At 63.7% G+C, this 17,439-nt stretch carries 14 protein-coding genes; 3 read left to right on the plus strand and 11 right to left on the minus strand.

Features of this window, described 5'->3' with window-relative positions; genetic code table 11:
- A partial coding sequence (locus UF78_RS16810) for a DUF4347 domain-containing protein (RefSeq protein ID WP_196298688.1) occupies positions 1-4,797 on the minus strand: 4,797 nt, incomplete at its 3' end.
- A 176-nt stretch (positions 4,798-4,973) separates the two neighbouring features.
- Positions 4,974-5,810, minus strand: coding sequence for a sulfotransferase family protein (locus UF78_RS16815; protein WP_045163370.1), 837 nt, complete (start codon positions 5,808-5,810; stop codon positions 4,974-4,976).
- A 156-nt stretch (positions 5,811-5,966) separates the two neighbouring features.
- Here UF78_RS16815 and cysC point away from each other — a divergent pair, with 156 nt between their 5' ends.
- The 3 genes from cysC (at position 5,967) to UF78_RS16830 (ending at position 7,934) form a co-directional block, all read left to right on the plus strand.
- Positions 5,967-6,620 (plus strand): adenylyl-sulfate kinase, encoded by a 654-nt coding sequence (gene cysC, locus UF78_RS16820; protein ID WP_080890649.1) that lies wholly within the window; start codon positions 5,967-5,969, stop codon positions 6,618-6,620.
- Positions 6,621-6,834: 214 nt separating this feature from the next.
- Positions 6,835-7,383 carry a phage tail protein gene (locus UF78_RS16825; RefSeq protein ID WP_045163371.1) on the plus strand — a complete coding sequence of 183 codons (549 nt, stop codon included), beginning with the start codon at positions 6,835-6,837 and terminating at the stop codon, positions 7,381-7,383.
- A gap of 230 nt (positions 7,384-7,613) precedes the next feature.
- Positions 7,614-7,934: a DUF6916 family protein gene (locus UF78_RS16830; protein ID WP_045163372.1), complete on the plus strand. Its 321-nt coding sequence runs from the start codon at positions 7,614-7,616 to the stop codon at positions 7,932-7,934.
- On the opposite strand, the gene UF78_RS16835 is transcribed toward UF78_RS16830, so the two are convergent.
- From UF78_RS16835 to UF78_RS16875, 9 genes are all read right to left on the minus strand, one after another.
- The gene (locus UF78_RS16835) at positions 7,927-8,430 is read right to left on the minus strand and encodes a GNAT family N-acetyltransferase (RefSeq protein WP_045163373.1); all 504 of its coding nucleotides are present in this window, start codon (positions 8,428-8,430) and stop codon (positions 7,927-7,929) included. The two genes, UF78_RS16830 and UF78_RS16835, sit on opposite strands and share 8 nt — an antisense overlap.
- A 22-nt stretch (positions 8,431-8,452) precedes the next feature.
- Positions 8,453-9,451 carry an aspartyl beta-hydroxylase gene (locus tag UF78_RS16840; RefSeq protein ID WP_045163374.1) on the minus strand — a complete coding sequence of 333 codons (999 nt, stop codon included), beginning with the start codon at positions 9,449-9,451 and terminating at the stop codon, positions 8,453-8,455.
- A complete protein-coding gene (locus UF78_RS16845; protein ID WP_045163375.1) occupies positions 9,439-10,239 on the minus strand; it encodes an aspartyl/asparaginyl beta-hydroxylase domain-containing protein in 801 nt (266 codons plus the stop codon). Before UF78_RS16845 ends, UF78_RS16840 begins: the two co-directional genes overlap by 13 nt.
- 53 nt (positions 10,240-10,292) lie before the next feature.
- Positions 10,293-12,392, minus strand: coding sequence for a biotin/lipoyl-binding protein (locus tag UF78_RS16850; RefSeq protein WP_045163376.1), 2,100 nt, complete (start codon positions 12,390-12,392; stop codon positions 10,293-10,295).
- Positions 12,393-13,712, minus strand: coding sequence for an efflux RND transporter periplasmic adaptor subunit (locus UF78_RS16855; protein WP_045163377.1), 1,320 nt, complete (start codon positions 13,710-13,712; stop codon positions 12,393-12,395).
- Positions 13,709-14,461 (minus strand): efflux RND transporter periplasmic adaptor subunit, encoded by a 753-nt coding sequence (locus tag UF78_RS16860; RefSeq protein WP_155397666.1) that lies wholly within the window; start codon positions 14,459-14,461, stop codon positions 13,709-13,711. The genes UF78_RS16855 and UF78_RS16860 overlap by 4 nt, the downstream gene beginning before the upstream one ends.
- A gap of 260 nt (positions 14,462-14,721) precedes the next feature.
- Positions 14,722-15,837, minus strand: a complete 1,116-nt coding sequence (locus UF78_RS16865) for a metallophosphoesterase (protein WP_045163379.1) — start codon at positions 15,835-15,837, stop codon at positions 14,722-14,724.
- Positions 15,838-16,195: 358 nt separating this feature from the next.
- Positions 16,196-16,390 (minus strand): hypothetical protein, encoded by a 195-nt coding sequence (locus tag UF78_RS16870; RefSeq protein ID WP_052679340.1) that lies wholly within the window; start codon positions 16,388-16,390, stop codon positions 16,196-16,198.
- 69 nt (positions 16,391-16,459) lie between these two features.
- Positions 16,460-17,362 (minus strand): LysR substrate-binding domain-containing protein, encoded by a 903-nt coding sequence (locus tag UF78_RS16875; protein WP_045163381.1) that lies wholly within the window; start codon positions 17,360-17,362, stop codon positions 16,460-16,462.
- Positions 17,363-17,439: the final 77 nt, after the last annotated feature.

A 17,439-nucleotide genomic window follows, 5' to 3' on the forward strand; every position in this document is an offset into this window, starting at 1 on the left:
ACCGACGCCGTTGAGCGTAGTGCTGGCCCCGTTTCCTACCGCATCGCGCAGCGTGCCACCGTTCGTATCGAGCGTGCCGCTCACGGATATGCCGTTGCTGTCCAACTGGCCGCTCTGCACCGTGTAGCGGAACACCAAGGCGCTGGTGCCCGAACCGGAGAGATAACTGGCGTAGACGGTGCCGCCGGTATCCAGCGTAATGGCCAGACGCGGCGTACCGCCGCTGGTATCGACTAAAACCGCCTCGCTGTAGTTGATGATGAAGTCCAGGTTCTGCCCGGCTACGTAAGTGCCGTTGGCCGGTACACTGACGAAGCCGGCGGTAGGTGCCACGCCATCGACGATAATATCGTGCTGACCTGCAATCGAACTGGCCCCGCCAGTGGCTGGCAAGGTCAAGACCGCATCGTCGTTGGTCGCACTGCGGATGGTCGCGCCGTTCAGCGACAGCGCGCCAGTCGATTGATAGTCGAGGTCGGCGGTCAAGTCCTCGGCCTGCACGGTATAGCTGAAGCTCAGCGTGTTGCTGCCGGAACCGGAAACATAGGTCGCCTGACGATCAGTAGCCCCGGTCTCCAGCAAGAGCGTCGGAGAGCCACCGGCGGTAATCACCGTAACCGCCTGGTCGAAGGTCATGGTCACGGTGATGACATCACCGATTTTGTAGCCACCATCTGGGTTGCTGACGTTCACCGAGGTGACGACCGGATTCAGGCTGTTCACGCTGATCGCGATGGTGTCGGTATCCGTCTGGTTGCCACCCGAGCCGGACAACCCTAGATCATTAGTGGCTATCTGCAGTGAAGCCGGGCCGTTGTATCCGCCAGTGGGGCTGAACACCATGCCATTCATCGCCAGGTTGATATCGGCCACGCTCCCTTCGAAAGTCATGACGCTATTGGCAGTACCACTACCCGTGATGAAACTCAGCCCGGCAGTGCCCGACAAGGTGATCAGGCCATTGCTAGCGGTGAGCATCACCCGAACGATGCCACCGCCGGCGTCCACATCGCTGATGGATACCTGGTTGCCATTACCGCTGGAGAAGACCAATACGCTGTCTTGGTCCGTCGATTGGGCTGCGGGAATACTGTTGACCGGTGCATCGTTCACCGCGGTGACCGTCAGCGTGACCGTGGTGGAATCGCTCTGGGCCCCGCCGCTGCCAGTATTGCCACCGTCGTTGATGCCCACCGTGAGTACCACGTTGCTGGTGGCGTTGAGTGCGGTCTGGAAGCTCACCCCGCTGGCAGCAATGAACGCATTGATATCGGCGACGGTACCCGTCAGGGTCAGGCTGCCCGAGCCCGATCCCGCCACCGTCACACCCGATCCGCTGCTGGCCGATAGGGTACCGGAGGCCACCGAGAAGGTCGCAACGACAATGCTATTGCCGGCATCGACGTCAGCGAAGCTGATGCCGGTGAGGGCGGCGCTGACATCCTCCGCCACACCGATGGAAACCGGCGCAGTAACGGCCGGCGCATCGTTGACCGCCGCGACCTGCAACGTGACGGTGTCGCTGTCGGTCTGGGCTCCGCCGCAGCCCGTGTTGCCGCCATCGTCGATTGCCACGGTCAGGATCACGTTGGCCGTAGCATTGGCCGCCGTGGTGAAGGCCAGGTTGTTACCCGCGATGAAGGCATTGATGTTGGCAACCGTGCCGGTCAAGGTCAGCGCACTGCTGGTGCCACCGACAGTCACACCGCCGCCGCTGGTTGCGCTGAGCGTGCCGCTGGCCACCGAGAAGGTGGCGGTGACGCTGCCACCGCCAGCATCGGCATCGCTGAAGCTGATGCCGGTCAACGCACTGGCCGCCTCCTCGGTCACGAGGATATTCGCCGGCATACTGGCCACAGGTGCATCGTTGATGGCGGTAACGCTGACCTGCTTAGTCGCCGTATTGCTGTCGTCGCTGCCGTCATTGACCTTGAAGCTGATGGTGCGGTTGGCGGTGTTGGGCGCATCCGAGCTGTTGCTGTAGGTGACGCTGCGCAGCGCGGCCTGCCATTGAGCAAGCGTGGCGGTGCCGCCGGCTGAGGTCAGCGTCAGTACGCCGGTGCCGGCGTTATAGCTGGCGCTGATGTTGCCCATGGTATTGCCGTCGTTGACGAAAGCGAGCACGTCTTGGCCGGTGGCGAAGTTGCCGGTGATAGAGACCGTGGCACTGGCAAAGGTGGTGCTGTCGATATCGCTTAACGTCAGGCCGCTGTCGATCACCGTGGCGCTTCCATCCTCCGTGAAGGCATCGGTGCCGCCGGTTGTCGTGACCACGGGCGCATCGTTTACCGGAGTGACGGTGACGTTGATGGTGCCATCGGCCGGGCCAGTGCCGGCGGCGTCACGAATGCGGGTGGTGACGGTGAAGTTCTGATCGTTGTTAGCCGAAGGGGCCAGCGCCACGGCAGCTAGCGCCGCGTTCACATCAGCCACCGAGCCAGTGACCGTCCATACGCCGGCGCCGGCGTTGTAGGAGGAAATCGCCGAGCCGAAGACGCCCGTGGTGAGCGCGCCGGCCGCCGGATCGGACAACGTGAGCGTCGCGGTGACGGTGTCGCCGGTGTCCATGTCGGTCACCACGATATCGTCGAGCGCTACCACATTGCCGCCTTCGGTCGCGGCCTTGCTCTGGGAGAGATTGGTGGCGGTCGGCGCGTCGTTCACCGGCGTGACATCCAGCGTAATGGTGCCATCGGCCGGGCCGGTATTGGCGGCGTCGCGAATGCGCGTGGCGATGGCGACATCCTGATCCCAGTTCGCCGCCGGGGTGAAAGCAACGGCGGCCAGCGCCGCGTTCACGTCGGCCACCGAGCCGGTGACCGACCACACGCCGGTGCCGGCGTTGTAGGAGGAGATGGCCGAGCCGAAGGTGCCGGTGGTCAAGGAGCCGGCCGATGTATTGTTTAGCGTCAACGTCGCGGTAATGGTGTCGCCCCCATCGGCATCGCTAACCACGATATCGCCGATCGCCACGCTGCCACCGGGATCCTCGGTATAGGTAACGGTCTGGGTCAGGTTGCTGGCAGTCGGTGCAGCGTTGGGGTTGTAGTTGAGGTCGGTGATACCGCCATTAGTGGTAGAAATGGTTGAAATTGCTGTTCCAGCAGGCCCGTTAGTGCCCCCGTTAACTGCAGCGCCACCAGCGCCGCCGGCGCCTACGTTGCCCGACATGTTGGCGAAGGTTGAGCTGTCCATCTGGACAGTACCTCCGGCATTCCAGATGGCACCAACACCCGCACCACCAGCACCGCCGTTGCCGGTGCGTCCATAGGCGGCCTGGTAGGCGGACACACCGCCTCCGCCACCACCGCCCGCCCCGAGGTTGTTGCTGATCGTAGAGCTAATGATGGTTAGGACACCGGTGCTGGTGTTGTAGAGGCCGCCCGTGGCTGCCGCGCCGCTACCGCCCGCGGAGGAGGATCCCATACCGCCGCCGCCGCCGCCGATGCTGGTGCTGCCATTGGTTGCGGTGCCACCCGTACCACCCGCCGTGTAACCGTAATTGGTGCCCGTTCCGTAATAACTTCCGCCCGAACCGCCGCTGGCACTACCCCCTCTGCCACCCGCAAAGTTGGACCCGCCAGCCCCATGGCCGCCGGTGATACCCGAAGGTGGAATCGCTCCGAATAGGGTGCCTGGACTGGCACCACCTGTACCGCCCGAGGTCGAGCCAAAACCACCGCCGCCGCCGCCACCGCCAGCATAATTACCGCCAGCGTCACCACCACCGCCGCCACCACCCGAGGCCTTGTTGCCGCTGATCGTGCTATTGCTGATGGTCAGCACACCGCTGTTGTAGATGCCTGCACCCAAGCTATCAACGGCGTTTGCGGTTTCATTAGCACCGTTGCCGACGATCAATCCATTGAAAATCGTCAGGTTATCAATGGCCACAGCAGAGCCAGCGCCCGAGGTAGCGACACTCAGCACGCGTGCCAGATTGTTGCCGCTCAGGGTGAAGCCGCCGCCGACGATGCTCATGGTATGGCCATCGGTAACGTTGATCGAAAGGGTGTCAGCCGCTGAAGCGAAGGTGATATTGCCAGTAAGGGTGATCAGGTCATCGATGCCATCAGTGTTGCCCGTGGCGATCGCTGCCTTGAGCCCGGCGACGCTGTTAACGCTGGTAGTCACCAGTACGTGATCGTAGCTGTCGAGCTGGGAAAGGTTCAGCGCATAACTGGCCGCTACGTCACCGGTGGTGATTTCCAGGTCCCAATCTGCGCCTTTGGCGCTACCACCAGTTCCGTCATCGGACGCAGCGATATCGGCCCCCGTCATGCTGGCCAGCTGCGATAAAAAAGCCTGCCCTTCGCTGCCCGCACCCACTTCGCAACCGTAGAGCAGGATGTCGCCATCCGTGGTCAGGGCCTCGCCGATGCTCTGCAGTTCGCTGCTGTAATCGCCGAGATTGCCTTCGAACAGTGGCGCGTTACCCAACAACAGCACCCCGGCATCGCCGTGGGAAATGATATGGATGGCGTCGATACCGCTACGGCCTGCCAAGGCATCGGCGATCTGCTGCACCCCATTCTGATCCGTGCTCAGCAACACCACTTCGGCATCCGGCGAAACGGACTGCAGCAGGGCCTGGTAATCCGGCACACGCGTGTCGACGAAGACCATTTCCTTACGGCCGCCATCCTGGGTATCCGGCACCAGGCCGGCATGAGAGCTGTCACTGGCATCCTGGCTCGTTACCGTGCTGGTGGCATCGCCATGACTGTTGTCCGCGGAGTCATCGGCGCTCGGAACATCGCTGGCCACGGTGGCGGCAATGGCTCCGTCAAACATCATGCGCGGTTCGAGTGCACTCATCAGCGGATGTGGGCGCGACAGCCGATGCGCATTCGACGACTCGGACGACTGAGAGCTCTTAGGTGCCTCGGCCTGCTTGGATTTACCCCACCACATGATTCTGTCCCTCGAAATAATGGTGTCCAGACCGAACCTTTAGCCGGTCAAGCTGCTTGCTATGGATGCTTTGCGCTTTCCGCGACCCTGATCACATTGGCTTCACTGCTACGCGGGTCCTTCCAGAAGTCGAGCCCGGCGTATTGTTCGAACAGGTCGGGCGGCAGAATGGTGCGGCGCGCCTCCGCTTCCACCTTGGGCCGCACCTTGTGCAGCCCTGTCAAACCGAGGGCTTGGTCGAATTCGGGCGCGTCGTACTCGAGATGCTCGAAGTCATGCTCGAACCAGGGCTCTCCGAGGAAATCGTAGACCAGGCGCAACACCTTCTCGGGCGTCGCCGCCAGCAGGTCGTACTCCACCAGCAGCAACGACTTGGCGTGCTCGCCGTAATAAGCATCCTTCAACGCCGCCCAGGCGAACCCGACCAGGCGGTTGCGCTGGGCCAGGGTATCGACGCGGCTATAGACGGTGTTGCGCTCGACATCGTCGCCGAACAGCTTGGTATGTTCGTAGGGATTGGCGCGATAGAGCCGCTCGATGCTGTCCATCACCCAGGCGACATTACGCACGCATGCGATCACCTTGGCCTGAGGGAACAGATCCATCAACGCGGGGAGCTTGGCGCACCATTGGCGGTTGGTGTCGAAGACGATTCCCCTATCAGCCTGCTCGGCGTAGTAATTGCTGAACAACCCTGTCAGCAAACGCTTGCGCTGCGCCTGGGTGATAACGGGACCGAATTCGCTGCCGGCGCTGAACTGATTGAGCATCCCTGAAAACAGCGCTCCGACGGGGCTGGTCATGCCGGCATGAAAGCGCGGATTCTGCCTCAACAGCGCGGCCAGCAGCGTAGAGCCTGACCGGGGTAAACCCGAGATGAAATGAAACGTCGGCACTACCTGCTCTCTTTCTTATTCCATTAATCGCCTAATCGTAGCCGCGGTATTTGATACTTACCAGCGCATAGAGATAAGTTCCGTCTCGGAAAAAATAAATCGACTGCCCGGCCCTCAGGTAAGTCCGCCATCTCCGCCAGCACGAGACCTTTTGCTATGTCATTGGATGGACCGTCCAACGCTCCCGACCGTCAGCAACGCGAAGCACGTCACGGTCATCGCGGGACCGCCATCTTGCTGACCGGGTTGCCCGCTGCCGGTAAATCGACGCTGGCCCATGCCTTGGAAGCACGGCTTTTCGCGCATGGCGGGCAGTGCCTGGTTCTCGATGGCGACCAACTGCGCGCCGGGCTCAGTCGCGACCTGGGTTTCAGCGAAAACGAGCGTGAAGAGAACCTGCGCCGCGCCGCAGAAGTAGCCGCCCTGCTGGTAAATGCGGGGATGATCGTGGTTATGGCCATGATCGCCCCATTGGCGAGGCATCGGCAGCTCTTGGCCGAGCGCCTGGGCGCCGATTACCGCGAGGTCTGGTGCTGCGCCTCGCTGCGCAACTGTGAGCACCGCGACCCCAAGGGCCACTACGCCCTGGCCAGAGCCGGGAAACTCCCCAGTTTTACCGGCATCTCTGCCCCGTATGAAGCACCGCAAGCCCCGGCACTGACACTCGATTGCGACAAGTGCAGCGTGGCGGACAATGTCGAGCGGCTGCTGCAGTGGCTGAGCAGCGAAGGACTACTCGGCTCGCTCATGCAGCCCCGCGATGACGCCGGTTTTGACAGGGACGGTGCGAAGCGCATCTGCGAAGGCTAGCCGAACAGCGCAATAGCGAAGCCCTACGAAGATCCCGCACGGCCCGCGCAACCCCAGCACGCTTCGCCGTAACAAGCACTGGGCTTTAGCCGAACGTTTACTTCTTCGACATTTCAACTAAAACTCTCCGAGCGTCGCTTCAGTGTGCCACTACGATGGCCGCGGGAGATGTCGCCCTTCATGCAGGTGACCATCCAGAACCAGGAGTAGATTCATGGAAGTATTTATCGGCACCATCCAACCCTTCGCCTTCAACTTCGCACCACGCGGCTGGGCATTGTGTAACGGCCAGACCATGTCGATTGCCCAAAATACCGCGATGTTCTCGCTGCTGGGGACCATCTATGGTGGCAACGGGCAAACCACCTTCAACCTGCCCGACCTGCAAGGGCGTATGCCCATCGGCATGGGCCAGGGGCCAGGCTTACCGCTCCATAACATCGGTGAAGCCTCGGGCTCGCCCTCGACGGTGCTGACAAGCGGTCAACTGCCTACGCACACCCACGCCGTGCAGGTACAAGTGGGCGGCGCGGCGTCCAATCCCGCCCTCGCCCCCAGCGCAACCAATCAATTTCTCGGCGCCTCTATCGGCGGTTCCCCGGCTGCTGCAGCCATCTGGTCGGATACGCTCTCTTCGCCGGTCACCATGGGTGGCGCACAGGCCGGTCTGGCCGGCAACAGCCAGCCGGTGGATATCATGAACCCCTACCTGGCATTGAACTTCAGCATCGCCATTCTGGGAATATTCCCTTCGCGCAATTAAGCAGGCGGTCAAAAATCGACCTGCGCGGCCCTTCTTAAAGCGAGAGGCGTTAGGACAGGCTCCTGTGCGAGCAGGTCGCTGCTTAGCCCACTGTTGCGGGGCCGCTCTGTCATCTCGGCTCACGGCCACGCCCTTCGGCGAACTGCCAAGCCGGCCGAGCTGACTCGCTTGAATGGACTGACGCGGCGTCTTGCGCCGCCCACCACCACCGAACGTCTGAAGGAAAAAAGATGCTGAACCTCATCAGCGCGGAGCATTTTCTCCAACTGCAAGGCCAGGTCTGCGAGTTCGCCGCGGATACGGGTGAAACACTGTTGCTCCGGGTAGACTCGGTCAATCTGAAACCCAACGCCCGCATGCCCAGTGCCTCGGCGGAAACGCGCGTGCCGTTCTCGGTCGGGCTGACCGCCATGCAGCCAACTAGATTCATGGACGGCAGCTGCACGGTAGAGCTGCCGCAACTGGGCCGAGTCTCGCAGTTGATGGTGTTGCGCGAAGCGGCGCTGGATCGTGACCCCACGCAGCACTATTTCCAGATTCTGTTCAACTGAGCGCAACCGAGGGATACCAGACCAGGCGGTCGGCCACCGGCTGGGTCTCCTCGACCCGGAAGCCCAACTCCAGATATAGCCGCCTGGCCTCCATATTGTTGCGCCACACCACGACCGCAACCGGGCTGGCGACTTGTTGCGCCGCACGCTGTACGCCCCGCAGGACGATCTTCCCGTAACCCCGCCCGCGCACGGCGGGAATCAGCGCGAGGTAGATCAGACGCACCTCGTTATGACCGAAATCGACCGTTACCGCGCCAATCGTCGAGCCGGCTTTTTCGATAATCAAATGCATGGCATTGGGGTAATGGGCGCCCATCCCCGCTTGCTGCACCTGATATTGGTTGGCGACCACGGTATCGATCAGTTCGGCTTCGCCATCGATCCATTGCAAATCCGCCCGGCTCGATTGATACAGGCGTTGTAGAAAAGGCTCATCGCTCGGCCTGGCCGGACGCATACCGATACCGTCCGCCAGGGATGAAAGATCGCTCATGCAACACTCCTTATTAGCGCGCTTAACCCAGCTGCCGCAGACGCAGCGCCTCGAGATCATGATAGGGCTCCGCAGCCCAGCGACTGACCGCCTCACGCAACGACGCACAAGCGCCGTCACGCTTACCCTGGCCATCCGCGACAAAGACCTGCTCCGGCCGTTTGGCGTTTTGCCCACTGCTCGCCAGGGCCGCCGCGACCTGAGCGGCATCGAGTCCGAACAGCGTGCGCAACCTGCCGTCCAACGCCATTGGCAGCTCGTTGTAATTGAGTAGCAGACCGCCATATTGACGATGCAGATCGACAGCGGTTTGCAGGAGCCGACCGAGGCGACGAGCAATGAAGGCCTCGCGCGGCGTCGATGGTTCGCCCGCCAGGTTCAGCGGCGACTCGCCAATCAAGCCAGGCACCATGTGCATACCCGGCTGATGCCAATGCGAGGCCGCGATTTCCAGCGGGTCGCGGTAGAGGAACAACCAGGGCGTATCGGGAAAGCAGCGACGGAGCAGCGGCAGCTCATAAAGATTCCAGGCATCCAGCTTGACCACCAGGTGTGACGCTTGAGCATTACGACGCTGGCCCAGCGCCGAGAGCATGGCGCGAACAGCCGCGCACTGCTCATGCTCAGCACCATGCAGCTCGCTGCCGTAATGCGCGCGCAGCAACTGATCCAGCGGCGGCGGTTCGGACAGCACGATGTGTGTATCGAGCCGCGCCAGCATCTGCGCCAGCAGGGTCGAGCCACAGCGCGACGCGTGAAAGACGAACGCAGTGGGCATCAGACCCGGGCTCGCCGCCTGCCAGTCGAGAAGCGCCGTCAATGGCGTATCGCGACGAAACGCCTGATTGAACGGCAATCGCAGCGCCAGATCCACCTCATCGCGATAGAACGGCTGGGTCAATTGCTGCTCGCCAAACCAGCACCAGTCGACACGCCATTCGCCGTCGCCTGGCCAGACCCTGATCGGCAACCAGCCGCGCATCTCGTCGACCGTCTGGGGAGCAACCGTCAGGCTCGCCATAACGCAGCCCACTCACTCCTGCCCTGACGCATCGCCGCACGAACGTCAGCCGCAGAAAACTCCAACCCCAATTCCGCTCCCACCTTAAGTGTCGCCTCGATGAATTCCCCATTGTCGGTCAGGGTACGCAGGCGCTGCGCCAGATCGGCATCGCTCGCGATGATTCGGCGCAAGCGTGCGAATGCCTGCATCGCCGCACTGGGTTGCAGCACGGGTGTGGTTGCCTGGCACTCGACGATTGCCCGCAACAGCCATGCCTGCGGTAAACAATCGAGCACCAGGTGAACGCGCGGCGAGCCGCTGGGGTTGGTCACACGATGCGGGCGGGACAGATCGAGAAACCAGCACTCACCTGGCCGCATCGGCACCTGCAGGCCGTCGAGCAGAAACTCGACCCCCGTTGGGCTGAGCAGCGGGATATGCAGACGAAGATCGCTGCCGGGCAGGCCCAGATCGTGGTCACAATGTTCCTGGATAGCCGACCCTGGCCCCAGACGTAGCAGGCGCGCGCTGCGCAGCGAAGTTTGAAAGTGGCCGAGCACCTCGTGCCAAGCGGGTTCGTCCTGCCACCAGGCACTGCGACGTGGGGCGCCACGCCCAGGCGCGAGCGGCAGGAGCGCATCTTCGGGGCTGATCAACGCCACCCCGCTCCAGTCGCCCTGGTAGTAAGTGCTGTTGAAATGCGCTTGCCAGGCATCAACCGGTATCCGCTGCAACGCTTCGAGCAGCGGCGGCATCTCGCAGCGAAGGGACAAGCGCGAACAGAGCGGTAGCGGGCTGTCAGCCATACCAGCTTCCTTGATTGAGTGGTATCGGCAGCAGCGCCGCCGACCGATCCGATCTAGAACCCACTTTCTCTCACCCCCAGCGCCGCCATCCGACGCCAAATGGCGCCCAGGATGGATTCTCCCCTTCCCTCCAGCACCACCACGCCCAACAGCGATTGCCGTGGCGCCGCCAGCTCGTCCCGCGGCACCAGGCGTACGCCATATTGCGCCTGCTGCGGCTCGGGCCGTTGCTGGGCATCGCGGCGCACCGCAATGGGACCGCCCTGATCCGAAGCCAAGGCTGGCTGATCCAGATAAGCGGAGCCGGTCACATCCACCTCGGTCAAACGCACCGGCACGCCAGGTAACCAGGGGTCGGCACTGGCGATGAACCGCCCCTGCGCGCCAGCCTCGATGCGCCATAGCGACTCCTCGGCCAGGTAGCCTCGCAAGCGCGCTCGCTCCTCGACCACCCGCACCAGCGTTTGCTGCGGCGACAACCAGCGACCCGCTACCACGTCCGCCGGCAGGTCTCGCACCACGCCGTCGTGCGAGGCGCGCAGCTGCAAACGCTCACGCTGCGCAGCCAAGCCACGGTATTCGGCCACCGCTTCGGCCAGATGCTGCTCGAGGATGGCGCTGTCGGCCACCGTCTCGCTACGTCCAGCCTGACGCCGTAACTGCAATTGCAAAATGTCGATCTCGCTGCGCACGATCTGCTGACGCGAATCGAGGTCCGGCGACTCCAGCTCCAGCAGCAGGTCGCCGCTGCGCACCGTCTGGCCGTCGTGTACATGGAGCTGCTTCAGCCGCGCAGGGACCGGCGCGTGCAGCGCGCTGACCCGGCTCGCCTCGAGCATCGCAGGGATTTCCACGGTGCTCCGCCAGGGCACCAGCAACACCACCAGCACGCCCAGCAGCGCAGTCCCGACGAGCAGCGCGCGTGCCGGTTGCGCCTGCGCGCGTCGCCGCCACCACTCCTGCAGCTCGCGCCAGATCGGCAGGCCGATGAACCAGGTCAGCTCTACCAGCATGAGGAACACGCCCAATAGTTTGAAGAACATGTGGTACACGGCCAGGGCGATCCCCAGGAACAAAGCCGCCCGCCATAACCAAGCGCCATAGCCCCAAATCAGTAGCTTGCGCCGCAGCGCGGGCGGCCAGGGTTCCGGCGCCGGCTCGCCGTAACCGAAAAAGGCTTCGCGCAGCCGCCAGCGGCACAGGGCGAACGCACGTGCCTGCAAGTTCTCCACATCCCAGAGATCGCTGAGCAGGAAATAACCATCGAAACGCATAAAAGGGTTGAGGTTGACCGCCACCGTGGTGATCCAGGTGGCGCTGGCGAGCATGAACACAGCGCTACGCAGCGCTCCGTCCGGCAACAGCGACCAGGCGAGCAACGCGACACAGGCCAACAGCAGCTCGGCCAGCACGCCGCCGGCACCGATGAGCAACCTGGAACGGCGATCGTTGACCCGCCAGGCATCGCTGACATCGGTGTAGAACAGCGGGAACATCACCATGAACGCCAGGCCCATGCTCTGCACGCGACATCCGGCGCGCTTCGCCATATAGGCATGGCCGAACTCGTGGCAGAGTTTGGCGAACACCAGCGCTACGCCGAAGGCCAACGCGCCGCCCAGGCTGAACAGATGCGGAAAGGTGGCGATGAATCGCTGCCAGTCGCGCGCAACCAGGAACACCCCGAAGGCCAGCAACATGGGAAGGCCATAGCGCAACAGACCTGGGCCGTAACGCCTGAGCCAGGGCCAGGTCCGGTCGAGAAAGGCATCCGGTCGCCACAGCGGAATACGAAAGAACAGGTACTGGTGCAGCAGGCTTTTCCAGAAACCCTGACGCTGCGACGCCGCCTTCGACGCAAAGCTGCCGCGTTGCTCGGCATCCTGGGCGACGATCAGGTCATGGCCACGCAGGAAGCGCAGCATTTCCTCCAAGTCCGACGCGTCCAGGTGTTCGCCAGCATCGAGGTTGGCGGCACGCAATACTTCCCCCGCGTCGCCCAGCGTCCAATGGCGCAACAGCCGCATCGCACTAGCGCCCAGTTTGAAGTAACGCCCGCGTAGCGGGTCGGCCAGAGTCCATTGCGGCGCACCATCACGCGCCGGAGCGGCCGTGGACAGTTGCAGATCGGGACGCAGCGCCGGTAACTGCATCTACAGCCCCACTGTCTGACGCAACGCCGCCAATGGCCGGCGCAGCAGATAGAGGGCCAGCGGGCCCCGCTCTCCATACAACTTCGCCGTGCCTCGCAGGCCAATGCGCGGCGGTGCCCGCTCGAATTCGGCGTCCAGACGATAGGCCAGGTGGCCGCCGGCAACGGCCTGCGGCTCATAGGCCAGGCGCTGCAGCCGGGCGCTATGCCGGTGCAGGGGATCGCTGTCGAGAAACAAGGCAACCTCACCGCCCGGCTCGAAGGCCAGCACATCCGCCACGGCCAGATCGATACGAAGCTCGGCCTGCTTTGGATCGGCCACCACCATCAGCCGTTCGCCGGTCTGCACCGGCAAACCGGTCCAACGCTGGGCATCGGCGAACACCGCGATGCCGTCGCGCTCGGCCTTGACCTCGGTGCGTGCCAGCAGCTCGCGGGCATAGTCGCGCTCGGCGCGTTTCTGCGCCACGCGGGCGGTGAACAGATCGATGCGCGCACCCGACTCGGCGTCGCTGAAGGCACGCTGCGCATTGGCACGCAATTCTGCCTCGGCGACCTGCAAGCTGCGCTCGGCGACGTCCGCCTGCGCCTTGATGCTGGTGGCATCGAAACGCACCAGTACGTCGCCCTGCTTCACAGCCTGATTGGGTTTGACCAGAAACTCGGCGATCACGCCATCGAGCGGCGCGGCGACCACCTGACCGTCAAGGGGCACCACCTCGGCCGGCGCCAGTACGGACTGGCGCACCGGCAGCAGCAACAGCGCCAGAACCGCCGCCACCGCAATCGCGACCTTGCGCCGCGGCCAGCGCAGCCGCCAGGGCTTGCGTGGTTGCAGCGCTTGCCAGGCATGGCTGTAACAATCGCCGAGCTGCACCAGCAGCGCCTGTTCCGCGCCGCTCCAGGACAGCTCGCGGGCAATCCACAAGCCGCCGTAGGGCTTTTGCTGATGGTCGACCAGGGGCAACCAAAACACCGCCTCCGCCGACAGGCTTCGCCAGTCGGACTGAACCTGCGCATTCAACGTATCGGCGGTTACCACTTGCGGTTTGTCCAGGCGCCCCTGGGCGAGCAATTGGCCGGTGGCGTTCTCGACAAAGGCGACGAAGGGCGCATGAGGCTCGACCACGCTGACCGCCGTCAGCGCCCGTACTCGCCCGGCGATCAGCAATGCCGCATGGCGGTAGCCGAACAACGCCTGGGCGTCGTTGACCAGGGCGTAGGCCAGGCCATCGATATCACGCGCCGCACGGGCCTGGCGCTCAAGGCTGAGAAATTCGGCGAATAGCCGCTCGGTCGGGTGTTGCTGAGCAGCGGTCATGGCGCCCCCTCGAACTGCGCGCTACCGCTCATTCCCGCCAGCAGACCGCTGGCATCCGCAGGCAACGCCGCGATCAGCAGCAATGTCTGGCTGCCCTCATCGATGCGTGCCCCCAGGCGCTTGACCTCGGCCTGCAACGGCTTCCCGGTCTCATCCGGGACGAAGGTGAAACGCTGCCCGGGTTTAAGCGTGGCCACCCAGCGCGACGGCACCAGCAGATGGATTTCCAGCGTGCGGTTATCCACGACTTCCAACATCGGCGTCCCGCTGGCCACGCTTTCGTGGGGCTGCACGCGACGCTGCACCACTTGGCCGTCGAACGGCGCCGCGACGCTGCAACGCTTGACCTGGACGCGATAGACCTGCGCCTCGGCCTCGGCCTGTGCTCGGCGCGCCTCGGCCAGACTGACCTCGAAGCGACCGACCGAATTCAGCGCCGCCAGTTGCTTCTTGTGCGCCAGCTCCTCGCTCGCCGCCCGCGCCGCGGCCTGCATGGCGTTGAGCTGCGCCTGGTAGGCGCTACAGTCGAAACGCACCAGCACGTCACCTTTGTGAAATGGCTGCCCCTCGGCAAAGGGCATCTCGATGATCCGCCCCGCCAATTCGCTGGCCAATACCGCCTGATCGCGCGCGCGCAAAACGCCACGCGCCTGGCGGTCGGCGGCGATAGCCGACCTATCAATATCGCTCGAAAGCAACGGATCTTCGGCCCGCAATGACGTGGCACAGGTCAGTACGAGCAATGTCATTAAGGAACGGCAATAACGCACTGACTCGCGCCGCATAGTGCACTCCTTGCGTGATGGTCGGAGCAGTCTAAGCCAGAAGCACGCCTGAAAGAATCGGCCAAAACCGAGCAGGCGCGATCGTCCCATAGCATCGGGCACGAGCAGCAGCGAACCGCTCGGCGCGCGAGAAAGCTCGCACGCAATAAAGAAGCTGAGGCAACGACCCGCTATGGCGCGAGCCGCAGGCTAGGCGACCCCGGCTCCCAGGCGCAGGGAGATCGTTAGGTGGCCCTGACCAAACGAATCCGCGTGATCTCCGACGGTGCGCCGAAGCGCAGCGGCGGCCCCCAATAACCGGTGCCACGACTGATGTAGATCTGCATGTCGCCGACGCGCTGCAGCCCTGCCACCCACGGTTGCTGCCAGCGCACGAAATGCATCCAGGGCCAGAACTGGCCGCCGTGCGTATGCCCCGACAGCTGCAGGTCGCAGCCCACCTCCACTGCCGCCTTCGCTGAACGCGGCTGGTGCGCCAGCAGGATGCGGGGGGCATCGGTGGGCGCACCGGCGAACGCCGCAACCGGATCGCTTCGATGGCTGGGCCGGAACAGTTCGGCCGAATAGTCGGCGATGCCGGCCAAAACCAGGCGCGCGCCGCCGTGCTCGAGCTGAACATGACGATTGAGCAACACGCGCATCCCCAAGCGTTCGAACTCGGCGATCCAGCTGTCCGCACCGGAGTAGTACTCATGATTACCCGTGACCACATACACCCCGTGGCGTGCCTGCAGTTGCGCCATTGGCGCAATGTCGTCCGCCAGGTCTGCCACGCTGCCATCCACCAGATCACCGGTGATCGCAATCAGATCAGGTGAGAGCCCATTGACCCGCCGGACGATTGCATCGATATAGCCGTGCTTGATCGTCGGCCCGACGTGAATGTCACTGAGCTGGACGATGTTGAAGCCCTCCAGAGCCGCGGGGAGATTGCGTACCACGATGTCGCGCTCGACAACCCGAGCAGTGCGCCGTGCGTTGAGCAAGCCGAACAGCGTCACCGCCACGACAGCCGCAATCACGGCCAACGCGGAACCCCGTGCAAAGCCCTCCGGCGCCGAGCCCCAGAGCGAGGCCAGCGCCACCACGAAAGCACGCAGCAGCGAAAAAACCGCCAGGCTGGAAAAGATTCCCATCGCGAGCAGTCCGGACCACGCCAACAGCGCATTGCCCGCCCCTCGCACCAGCACCCCATAGCGCATCAGCACGGCCGAAAGCGCGAGATAGACCCACGCCAGCCCCGTGCCGAACAGCCCGAGCGAGAGATCTGAAACCAGCGTGACGCCAATGAATACATGCAGGCCAATCAGCAAAACACCAACCAATAACCGCCTGTTCATGCGTTACGTCTCTTGAGTGAGGAAGCGCGCCGTTTGCTTGAATAGTCGGCGTTTCGGTGTGCGAAAAGGTCAGTAGGGCTCGATCGATCTAGCGGTCGCTCCGCCGAGGCACGTCGGAGCTCGCCCTTCGCGCCCCGATGATGTCACGGAGCGCTGAGCCCTGCAGGTGGTTTTGGTAGCAGCGCGGTAAACGCAGGCGGCCGCCCCCGAACGGTCAACACGGGGCGTAGGCACGATCAGTCAGCGTGTTCCCGTAATTCGCGAACGGTGGCTCGCACGGAGTTGATCAGGCGCTCCCGCGTCAGGCCGCACCCGCCGCAGGCCATAGCGCGCAACTCGACGCAGCCAGGGTCAGGTGCTACATCACGCCGGGGTCGGGTATCGGATCCGGTGGCGGTGGCTCCTTCTCCAGATTCTCGAGCACCTCGTCGGGCAGCGTGTCGCCGTCGTCCAGTTCGGTATCACTTTCGGCGTCGTCCAGGTCGTTCAGTGGCGACTCGTCCGCCAGCCAAGGATAGAGCGGCGGATCGCTTGGGAGGGTAATGCTGAGCATGATGGTCTCCTCGCAGGTGTGCCTGCTGCGTTAGGCAGGCCCGGGCTGCCATGGTTCGACCCGGTCGTCCTAGCGTGTCCATTCCTGCTCGCCCAGGCACTCGCTCAGGTAGTCGAGAAAACAGGTGATGCGCGCGGCGAGCGCGGTATTGCGGTAGTACACCGCATGGATCGGCTGCAGCACCCTGGCGTTCGCCTCGGCCAGCACCTCGACCAACGCACCATCGGCACGATCGCGCGCGGTCATGAAGTCCGACAAACAGGCGATACCTTGGCCGGCCAGCGCCAGATGCCTCACCGTCTCGCCACTCGATGCCCAGAGGCTCGGCACGATGGGCCAAGTCTCGCCAAGGGGATGACGCAGCGGCCATTGATTGAGGCTCTCCGGCTGGGTGAAACCGATCAGGCTGTGCTTCGCCAGGTCCTCCACCTGCTGCGGCATGCCGTGGCGCGCCAGATAGCCCGGGCTGGCCACGGCACGAATTCGGCTGCGACCCAGCGGCCGCGCATGCAGGGTGGAGTCACGCAACGGACCGTGGCGCAGCGCCAGATCGGTGCGATGTTCGAGCAGATCGATGATCTGGTCGCTGCTGTGCAATTCCAGCTCGATGTCCGGATAGCGCTCGCGAAACCCGCCGACCAGCGACACCAGCACATGCAGCATGAAGGGTGCCGAAGCGTTGACCCGCAGCCGCCCCGCCGGACGCTGCAGGCGACGCGACATCTGCTCTTCGGCCTCTTCCACCGCTTCGAGAATCCGCCTGGCCTGAACCAGAAAGGCCGCGCCCTCCTCCGTCAGCTCCAGGCGCCGGGTGGTGCGCCGCAGCAGCGTGGTGGCGAGCTTGGCTTCCAGCCGACTCAGGGCTCGGCTGACCCCCGAAGCGGTCTGCCCCAACTGCATCGCCGCACTGGATATCGAGCCGGTATCGATGACCGCCGTAAACGCCTGCAACTCGTCGAGCGTGGTTTTCATCTGTGACTCGCAGTCAATTATGTTTGGCCTGAGACCCGGTTTTTCCGCACGAGTCTGCGGTAGACACTGCGCGCCAT

Source organism: Stutzerimonas stutzeri, assembly GCF_000952685.1.
In the GTDB taxonomy this organism is placed as follows: Bacteria; Pseudomonadota; Gammaproteobacteria; order Pseudomonadales; family Pseudomonadaceae; genus Stutzerimonas; species Stutzerimonas stutzeri_E.

Coding starts and splice junctions, on each gene's coding strand:
- cysC (WP_080890649.1), top strand. CDS start 5,967: ATGTCATTGGATGGACCGTCCAACGCTCCCGACCGTCAGCAACGCGAA.
- UF78_RS16840 (WP_045163374.1), bottom strand. CDS start 9,451: ATGGCGAGCCTGACGGTTGCTCCCCAGACGGTCGACGAGATGCGCGGC.
- UF78_RS16830 (WP_045163372.1), top strand. CDS start 7,614: ATGCTGAACCTCATCAGCGCGGAGCATTTTCTCCAACTGCAAGGCCAG.
- UF78_RS16835 (WP_045163373.1), bottom strand. CDS start 8,430: ATGAGCGATCTTTCATCCCTGGCGGACGGTATCGGTATGCGTCCGGCC.
- UF78_RS16865 (WP_045163379.1), bottom strand. CDS start 15,837: ATGAACAGGCGGTTATTGGTTGGTGTTTTGCTGATTGGCCTGCATGTA.
- UF78_RS16875 (WP_045163381.1), bottom strand. CDS start 17,362: ATGAAAACCACGCTCGACGAGTTGCAGGCGTTTACGGCGGTCATCGAT.
- UF78_RS16855 (WP_045163377.1), bottom strand. CDS start 13,712: ATGACCGCTGCTCAGCAACACCCGACCGAGCGGCTATTCGCCGAATTT.
- UF78_RS16860 (WP_155397666.1), bottom strand. CDS start 14,461: ATGACATTGCTCGTACTGACCTGTGCCACGTCATTGCGGGCCGAAGAT.
- UF78_RS16870 (WP_052679340.1), bottom strand. CDS start 16,390: ATGCTCAGCATTACCCTCCCAAGCGATCCGCCGCTCTATCCTTGGCTG.
- UF78_RS16850 (WP_045163376.1), bottom strand. CDS start 12,392: ATGCAGTTACCGGCGCTGCGTCCCGATCTGCAACTGTCCACGGCCGCT.
- UF78_RS16825 (WP_045163371.1), top strand. CDS start 6,835: ATGGAAGTATTTATCGGCACCATCCAACCCTTCGCCTTCAACTTCGCA.
- UF78_RS16845 (WP_045163375.1), bottom strand. CDS start 10,239: ATGGCTGACAGCCCGCTACCGCTCTGTTCGCGCTTGTCCCTTCGCTGC.